The 7,845-nt window shown below is 72.4% G+C and carries 5 protein-coding genes; all 5 read right to left on the bottom strand.

Annotation, left to right across the window (positions count from 1 at the left end):
- Positions 1 to 61: 61 nt before the first annotated feature.
- Genes ABT004_RS35285 through ABT004_RS35265 form a run of 5 tightly spaced genes read right to left on the bottom strand, consistent with a single transcriptional unit; the run spans position 62 to position 7,666 of the window.
- Positions 62 to 3,958 (bottom strand): non-ribosomal peptide synthetase, encoded by a 3,897-nt coding sequence (locus ABT004_RS35285; protein WP_351345561.1) that lies wholly within the window; start codon positions 3,956 to 3,958, stop codon positions 62 to 64.
- Positions 3,955 to 4,191, bottom strand: coding sequence for a phosphopantetheine-binding protein (locus ABT004_RS35280; protein WP_351345558.1), 237 nt, complete (start codon positions 4,189 to 4,191; stop codon positions 3,955 to 3,957). Before ABT004_RS35280 ends, ABT004_RS35285 begins: the two co-directional genes overlap by 4 nt.
- Entirely contained in the window at positions 4,188 to 4,829 is a 642-nt protein-coding gene (locus ABT004_RS35275; protein ID WP_351345555.1) for an isochorismatase family protein, read from the bottom strand. Before ABT004_RS35275 ends, ABT004_RS35280 begins: the two co-directional genes overlap by 4 nt.
- Positions 4,830 to 4,844: 15 nt before the next feature.
- Positions 4,845 to 6,479: a (2,3-dihydroxybenzoyl)adenylate synthase gene (locus tag ABT004_RS35270; protein WP_351345552.1), complete on the bottom strand. Its 1,635-nt coding sequence runs from the start codon at positions 6,477 to 6,479 to the stop codon at positions 4,845 to 4,847.
- Positions 6,476 to 7,666 carry an isochorismate synthase gene (locus tag ABT004_RS35265; RefSeq protein WP_351345549.1) on the bottom strand — a complete coding sequence of 397 codons (1,191 nt, stop codon included), beginning with the start codon at positions 7,664 to 7,666 and terminating at the stop codon, positions 6,476 to 6,478. The genes ABT004_RS35270 and ABT004_RS35265 overlap by 4 nt, the downstream gene beginning before the upstream one ends.
- Between the last annotated feature and the right edge of the window lie 179 nt (positions 7,667 to 7,845).

Below are 7,845 nucleotides of genomic sequence, written 5' to 3'. Positions count from 1 at the left end.
ATGGTGTCGCAGTTATACGTATGACTGCGACACCATTCCGAGCAGACACCCCTCTGCGCGGTCAGTCCCCCAGTTCCTTCAGGCGCAGCGCGAGCGCCTCCGCGATCCGCTCCACGTGCTCCTCCTTGAGCAGCTCCGGGTGGGTGCAGGGCAGGTCGTGGTTGGTGATGCGGCCCGTGATGTGCGGGCGCCAGGCCTCGCGGGTGAGCCAGTTCTCCGGGCGCGGGGCGGCTGCCGTGAAGAACAGGATGTCGCCCTCGTAGCGGCGGTGTTGGTGGGCGCGCATCATGCGGGCGTGGTTGGGGACGATGTCGACGATCCGGGAGAGCGTGCTGTCGTCGAGGCCGGCGAGGGGGCTGCCGGCCTTGCGCAGGGTGGCCAGGACGTCCTCGCGGGTGGCCTCGTCGGTGCGCTCGAAGCCGGCCATCCGCAGGACGGCGGTGAGGGCGTCGCCCTCCTCCGGGGCGGGACGTTCGCGCCACTGTTCGGCGGGGAACGCGTCGAGCAGGGCGAGGAGTTCGACCTGTTCGCCCGCTTCCTGGAGCAGTACGGCGACCGTGTGCGCGAGGATGCCGCCGACGGACCAGCCGATGAGCCGGTACGGGCCGTGCGGCCGGATCCGGCGGATCTCGTGCACGTAGTCCGCCGCCTGCTCCCACAGGGTGCCCGGCAGCGGGTCGTCCGAGGTCAGTCCGCGCGCCTGGAGGCCGTGCACCGGCTGGTCCCGGTCGAGGCGTGCGGTCAGGCCCGCGTAGCACCAGGAGATGCCGCCTGCGGGGTGGATCGCGAAGAGCGGCGGAAGGTCGCCCTCGCGGCGCAGTGGGAGTACGACACCGAGGGCGTCCGTGGACGCCGGTGAGGCGTCGTCGATGCGGGCCGCGAGCGCCGCCGGTGTCGGGGATGCGAAGAGTGAGCCGATGGTCAGCTCCGCGCCCAGTTCCTCGCGGACCCGGTTGACGAGGCGCACGGCGAGCAGTGAGGTGCCGCCCAGGTCGAAGAAGGCGTCGTCGGGGCCCGCCCCTTCGGCGTCGAGCACTTCGGCGAAGAGGCGGGTGAGCGTCTCCTCGCGCGGGTCCGCGGGGGGCCGGGCGCCGCCGCCTCCGGTGAACACGGGTGCCGGGAGTTCGCGGCGGTCCAGCTTGCCGTTGGGGCTGAGCGGGAACGCGTCGAGCGGCACGATCGCCGAAGGCACCATGTGCTCGGGCAGGGTGTGGGCGAGCGCGGCGCGAATCTTGGCGGGGTCGGGCGCGGCTCCGGTCACGTATCCGACGAGGCGGTCGTCGAGGACGAGCGCGCACGAACCGTCGACGCCCTCCTGTGCCGCCAACTCGGCCTCGATCTCGCCGAGTTCGATGCGCTGGCCGCGCAGTTTGACCTGGTGGTCGGTGCGGCCGAGGTATTCGACCTCGCCGTGTTCGGTCCAGCGTGCGAGGTCGCCGGTGCGGTACATGCGAAGGCCCTCGTACGGCGTGAAGGGGTCCGGCACGAAGCGTTCGTCGGTCAGCTCGGGGCGGTTCAGGTAGCCGTCCGCCAACTGGCGTCCAGCGAGGTGCAGTTCGCCGATGATGCCGGGTGGGCACGGTTGCCCGGCCGGGTCGAGGACGTACAGGCGGGTGTTCCACACGGGGCGGCCGATGGGCACGGGGCCCGCGCCGGACGGCTCGCACGCGTGGTACGTGACGTCGACGGCGGCCTCCGTCGGACCGTACAGGTTGTGCAGTGCCACGCCGGGGAGCGTCCGCGCGAAGGCGTTCGCCGTCTCGCGGGGCAGGGCCTCGCCGCTGCAGAAGACGCGGCGCAGCGAGCCCGCGCAGGAGCCGGCGTCGGCTTCCGCGAGGAACACCTGGAGCATCGACGGCACGAAGTGGCAGGTGGTGACGGCCTGTTGGCGGATGATGCGGGCCAGATAGGCCGGGTCCTTGTGGCCGCCGGGTTCGGCGACGACGAGCGTCGCGCCCTCGCGCAGTGGCCAGAAGAACTCCCACACCGACACGTCGAACGAGGACGGTGTCTTCTGCAGGACGACGTCCGCCGCTCCGATGCCGTACTCGTGCTGCATCCAGCGCAGCCGGTTGTCGATCGCGGAGTGCGGTACGACGACACCCTTGGGCCGGCCGGTCGAGCCGGAGGTGTAGATGACGTACGCGGGGTGGGCGGGTGTGAGCGCGCGGGCCGGGTCGACGGTGGCGTACGCGGAGAGGTCGAGCCCTTCGAAAACAACCAGCGGGGTGCCCGCGTCGGCCGGGAGGCGGTCCGCGACGTCGGTGACGGCGCAGACGGGTTCGGCGTCCCGCAGCATGTACGTGAGGCGCTGCTCGGGATAGTCGGGGTCGAGCGGCAGATACGCGGCGCCGGACTTGAGGACGGCGAGGAGTGTCACGATCAGCTCGGCCGAGCGCGGGACGGAGACCGCGACGAGACGGCCGGGGGCGGCGCCCAGCGCTTGCAGGTGGCGTGCCAACCGGTTGGCTCGCGCGCTCAGTTGCGCGTAGGTGAGGACCGTGCCGTCGTAGATGAGCGCGGTCGCGTCGGGGGTGCGGGCGGCCTGTGCCTCGATGGGGCCGATGAGGGTAGTGGGCGGCAGGGCACGTTCGGTGCGGTTGAACTCGTCGAGGACGAGGGCGAGTTCGGCGGTCGTGGCGATGGTGTGGGTGGCGAGCGGAGCCTGCGGGTCGGTTTCGGCGAGGCGGCCGAGCAGGTCGAGGAACCTGGTCTGGTGCGCGGCGAGATCCTCGTCCTCGTAGAGGGCCGGGTTGCCGTCGTGGTCGATGCGCAGGCCGCGGCCGTCGGCACGGTCGTAGATGTTGACCGTGAGGTCGTCGACGGGCCCTGCCGACAGGTTGTGGGCGCGGGCCGGGACGCCCGCGAACTCGGCGCCGTAGTCGAACGGCATGACGTTGACGAGGGGCCCGACGAGGCCGCGGCTCTCGCCGAGCAGGCCGAGGTCGCGGCGGATGTCCTCGTAGCGGTAGCGCTGGTGGCGGCGCACCTCCCTGACGCCCAGGACCACTTGGCGTACGAGCTGCGCGAAGGTGGCGTCGGGGGTGACGGTCAGGCGCAGTGGCAGCACGTTCATCACCATGCCGGGGACGCGCAGCGCGACCGAGCCCATGCGGCCCATCATCGGCAGGCCGAGGACGACGTCCGCGCGGCCGGTCGCGCGCGACGTGTAGAGGGCTTGTGCGGCGATGAGGACGTCGGGCCAGGTGGCGCGGGTGCTCGCGGCGAGTTCCTTCAGCCGCTCGGTCGTCTCCGGCGCGATCCGTGTCGTACGGCGGTGGAAGGAACGGGACGGCAGCGCGCCGCGCCCCGCGAGCCGGGGCACCTCCGGGCGGTCGGCGAAGGCCGCTCCCCAGTGCGCGCGGTCGGCGGCGAAGGTGTCGGACGCGCGGTACTCGGCGTCGACGGCCAGCAGGTCGGCGAGCGTTTCGAAGGCGCGGGGGCCGGGGTCCTCGCCGCGTACGAGTGCCGTGTAGATCGCGGCGGTCCGGCCGACGAGGAGGGAGTAGCCGAAGCCGTCGATGACGAGGTGGTGGATGCGCTGGTACCAGAGCCAGCGCCGCTCCCCCACGCGGAACAGGGCGTGCCCGAACAGTGGCCCCTTCGCCAGGTCGCAGGGTTCGGCGAGGTCGGCGCGCATCCAGGCCAGGGCCTCGTCCTCGCTCAGGTCCTCGCGCACCGTCAGCGGCAACTCGACGCTGCCGCACACCCGTTGGCGCGGCCCGTCGGCGGTGTCCTCGACGCGGACGCGCAGCGCGTCGGCCTCGGCGACGACCCGGCGCAGCGCCTCCGCGAAGACCTCGGGGTCGATGTCGCCGTCGATCTCCAGGTACTCGGCGGTGTTCTGCGCGGGGCTGAGCGGGTCGAGGGCCTGCGCGAACCACATGCCGGACTGGGCGGAGGTGAGCGGCAGGACCAGGTCGGGGGCCCGGGTGGGCTCGCTGATCAGTGCGGTCATGAGGCGGCCACCCCCAGGAGCTTCGCCCAGGCCTCGATGGCCGGCTGCTCGGCGAGGTCGACGAACGAGGCCTCGGCGCCGTGGTCCCTGCGCCAGCGCTCGAGGAGGGTCATGACGCGGACGGAGTCGAGCCCGTAGTCGACGAGGTTCTCGTCGAGGGGGATCTCGGCGGGGTCCTCGCCCAGGCAGTCGGCGACGTCCTCGCGGATCTTCCGAACGGTGAGGGTGGTCATGCGGCCCGTACCTCCTCGATGAACGTGTCCGTGGTGGTGACGACGGCGCAGCGGCCCGCGGCCCAGCGCAGCGCCATGTCGTGGTCCTCGCGGGTGAAGTCGGCGACGGCGTCGGCGACGACGAAGGCCTGGATGTCCCGCATCCACGCGTCGGCGGCGCTGATCATGACGCCGATGTGCGCGTACACGCCGACGATCACCAGCTGGTCGCGGCCCGACTCCCGCATCAGTTCCTCGAGTTCGGTGCGGACGAACGCGCTGTACTTCCACTTGGTGAGGACCGTGTCGCCGTCCTCGGGTGCCACGGCCGCGGGCATGGCGAGGGCAGTGGGGTCGTCTGCGGCGCCGGGTCCCCAGAAGTCGAGTTGCAGCCCGCGCTCCTCGGGGGTCTGGCCGCCGCGCTGCGCGGAGTAGTACACGGGGATGCCGAGGCCGCGGCTCTCCTTGAGCAGCCGGGCGATGTTGTCGAGCATGCCGGTCAACGGCTGTTCGGCTTGCGGGTACTTGGCGAGGAAGTGGTGCTGGAGGTCGTGGACGAGCAGCACGGCGCGGGCCGGGTCGACGGTCCAGCGGACCCGGTTCTCGGGGAGTTCTGCGGGGGTCGGGAGCGGGTAGGCGGCGATGGCGGGCAGGGCCATGGTGGGGGGAACCTCTCAGTGCTGCTCGGCGGCGGACCGCTGGTGCTTCTTGCTGATCTTGCCGATGCCGGTCTGCGGGAAGGCGTCGACGAATTCGACGAGGTCGGGCACCTTGTACGCGGCCACGCCCCGTTCCCGTACGAAGCGCTTCACGGCGACGGACCTCAGGGATCCGGCGTCCGCGCGCAGGATGACGTAGGCGAGGGAGCGTTCGCCGAGGAACTCGTCGGGGACGCCGACGACGGAGACGTCGTGCACGGCGGGGTGGGCGAGGAGGATGTTCTCGATCTCTTCCGGGGCGATCTTCTCGCCGCCCCGGTTGATCTGGTCCTTCGCCCGGCCCTCGACGACGATGTGCCCGGTCGGGGTGCGCCGCACGATGTCGCCTGTGCGGTAGAAACCGTCGGCGGTGAAGGAGCGGGCGTTGTGCTCGGGGGCGCGCCAGTAGCCGCGGATGGTGTACGGGCCGCGGGTGAGCAGGTGCCCGAAGCCGCCGTCGGGGACGTCCTGGTCGGCGTCGTCGACGACGCGTACCTCGTCGTCCGGGGAGATGGGCAGCCCCTGCGTGGCGACGATCGTCTCCGGATCGTCGTCCAGACGCGTGTAGTTGACGAGGCCTTCCGCCATGCCGAAGACCTGCATCAGGCGGCAGCCGAGGGCGGGTTCGAGGCGGCGGGCTGCCTGTTCGCTGTATTTGGCGCCGCCGACGAGGACGAGTTCCAGGGTGGAGAGGTCGTGTGCGGTGTCGGCCGCGGAGTCGGTCCAGACGAGGGCGAGCGGCGGGACGAGCCCGGTCATGGTGATCCGCTCGCTCGCGACGAGCGGGAACGCGGTGTCCGGGTCGGGCGCGGGCGCGAGCACGACGGTGCCGCCGGCGTACAGGACGCCGAGCCAACCCGGGCTGCTCATCGGGTAGTTGTGGGCGGCTGGCAGCACGACGAGGAAGCGGGTATCGGCGTCGACGCCGCAGATCTCGTTCGAGCCCCACAGCGAGTACATGTAGTCGTCGTGGGTGCGCGGGATGAGCTTGGGCCGGCCGGTGGTGCCGCCGGACAGCTGGAGGAAGGCGAGCTCGTGCGGCTGCGGCCCGTCCAACTCCCCCGGCTCGTGCGGTACTTCGGCGAGTGAGGTGTGCTCGCCGGGGTTCTCCCCGACCACGAACACGTGCTTCAGGCTCGGGGCTCCGGCCCGGACCTTGCTCGCGAGCGCCCGGTGGTCGAAGCCGGCGTGCCGTTCCGGGATCACGTAGGCGACGGCCTCGGTGAAGGTGCAGAAGTACGCGATCTCGCTTTCGCGGTGCGCGGGCAGCGCGTACACGGGGAGCGCGCCGATGCGGAACAGGGCGAAGACGACCTCGAAGAACTCGCCGACGTTCGGCAGCTGGACGACGACGCGGTCGCCCTTGCGTATGCCGCGCTCCACGAAGCCCGCGGCCAACCGGTCGGCCCTGTCGTCGAGTTGGCGGTAGGTCCAGGTGCGCCTGGACGGGGCCGGGTCCACGAGGGCGATCCGGTCGGGGTGGTCGGCGGCACGCTCGCGCAGCACCCCGCCGAAGGTCTCGCCGCGCCAGTAACCGGCCGAACGGTACCGCTCGGCGTACTCGGCGGGCCAGGTGGGGGCGTCGACACCGGGGCTGAGGGGGCTGGTCACAGGGCGGCTCCCACGGCGCTCAGGAACGTACGGAACTTCGCGCCGGTCTCGGCGGTCTCGGCCTCGGGCGAGGAGGCGGCGACGACTCCCGCGCCCGCGAACAGGCGCAGCAGATTGCCCTCTGCCTCGGCGCAGCGGATGGTGACGACCCACTCGCCGTCGCCGTCGGCGTTCTGCCAGCCGACCATGCCGGTGTAGGCGCCGCGGTCGAACGGCTCGGACTCGGCGATGACTTGGCGCGCGAGGCCGGTCGGGGTGCCGCACACCGCGGGGGTGGGGTGCAGGGCGGTGGCGAGGTCGAGGGCGGTGGTGCGCTCGGGGTCGGCGAGTTCGCCGCTCACGGTGGTGGACAGGTGCCACATGGCGGCCGTCCGTACGAGGGTGGGGCGGGCGGGGATGTCGATGGTCCGGCAGAACGGGGCGAGGGCCGCGCGCACCGCGTCCACCACGACGGCGTGCTCGTGCAGGTCCTTCGCCGACTCGAGGAGCGCGGCGGCGCGGCGCACGTCCTCGGCGAGGTCGGCGGAGCGGGGCGCGGAGCCCGCGAGGGGGTTGGCGGTGAGGGTGGATCCGGTGCGGGACACGAGGAGTTCGGGGCTCGCGCCGATGAGCGTACGGCCGGGGGCGCTGGGCACGGCGAAGGTGTAGCCGGCGGGGTCGCGGCGGGCCAGACGGCGCAGCATCGTGGACAGGTCCGGGGCCTGCGCGGCGGTCAGTTCGAGGGTGCGGGCGAGGACGACCTTGTCGAACTCGCCGGCCTTCATGCGCTCGACGGCCGCGGCGACGGCCGCGCCGTACACCTCCGGCTCCGGCACCTCGCGCACGGACCACTGGGCGTCGACCTGTGGCACGGGCAACGCGATGAGCGGATCCTCACGCAGCGGCGGCGCCCATCGCACGGACTCCGGCACGGCGAGGGCGGGCGCCGCGCCGGGGTCGAACGGCAGGGCCCCCATCACGACGGGATTCGCATCCCCGGCACGCCGCCGCGCGTCGAGCAACGCCTGCACGCGAGGACTCAACGGCCCTTCTCTGTGCGGAAGTTCGGCCACCACTCCACGCCCGAGGAGCGTACGGTGCGGCGTGGCGACGAACCGGTCGGTAACGGGGGCGTACTCCTCCAGAAGCGCGGTGGCGGACCCGGGCGAGACGAACTCGGACACGCTGGGACTGGCAACCGTGGTCATGGGTGTCTCCAAGGTGGGGCGGGGCAAATCAAGCCCCTGCGGGATCGGGCAGCGGGCCAACTCAAGCCCCTGCGGCGTTTGAGCAGCGGGGTTCGGGGCGGAGCCCCGATCGTTTGTGCCCCCCCGGGGTTTGTGGCGGGGGGGGCGGGGCGGGGCCCCGTGGCGGAGGTACGGCGCCC

This window comes from Streptomyces sp. NPDC002790, assembly GCF_040295505.1.
Classification (GTDB): domain Bacteria; phylum Actinomycetota; class Actinomycetes; order Streptomycetales; family Streptomycetaceae; genus Streptomyces.
This window is presented reverse-complemented; position numbering and strand designations above follow the sequence as displayed.

Coding starts and splice junctions, on each gene's coding strand:
- ABT004_RS35285 (WP_351345561.1), bottom strand. CDS start 3,958: ATGACCGCACTGATCAGCGAGCCCACCCGGGCCCCCGACCTGGTCCTG.
- ABT004_RS35280 (WP_351345558.1), bottom strand. CDS start 4,191: ATGACCACCCTCACCGTTCGGAAGATCCGCGAGGACGTCGCCGACTGC.
- ABT004_RS35275 (WP_351345555.1), bottom strand. CDS start 4,829: ATGGCCCTGCCCGCCATCGCCGCCTACCCGCTCCCGACCCCCGCAGAA.
- ABT004_RS35265 (WP_351345549.1), bottom strand. CDS start 7,666: ATGACCACGGTTGCCAGTCCCAGCGTGTCCGAGTTCGTCTCGCCCGGG.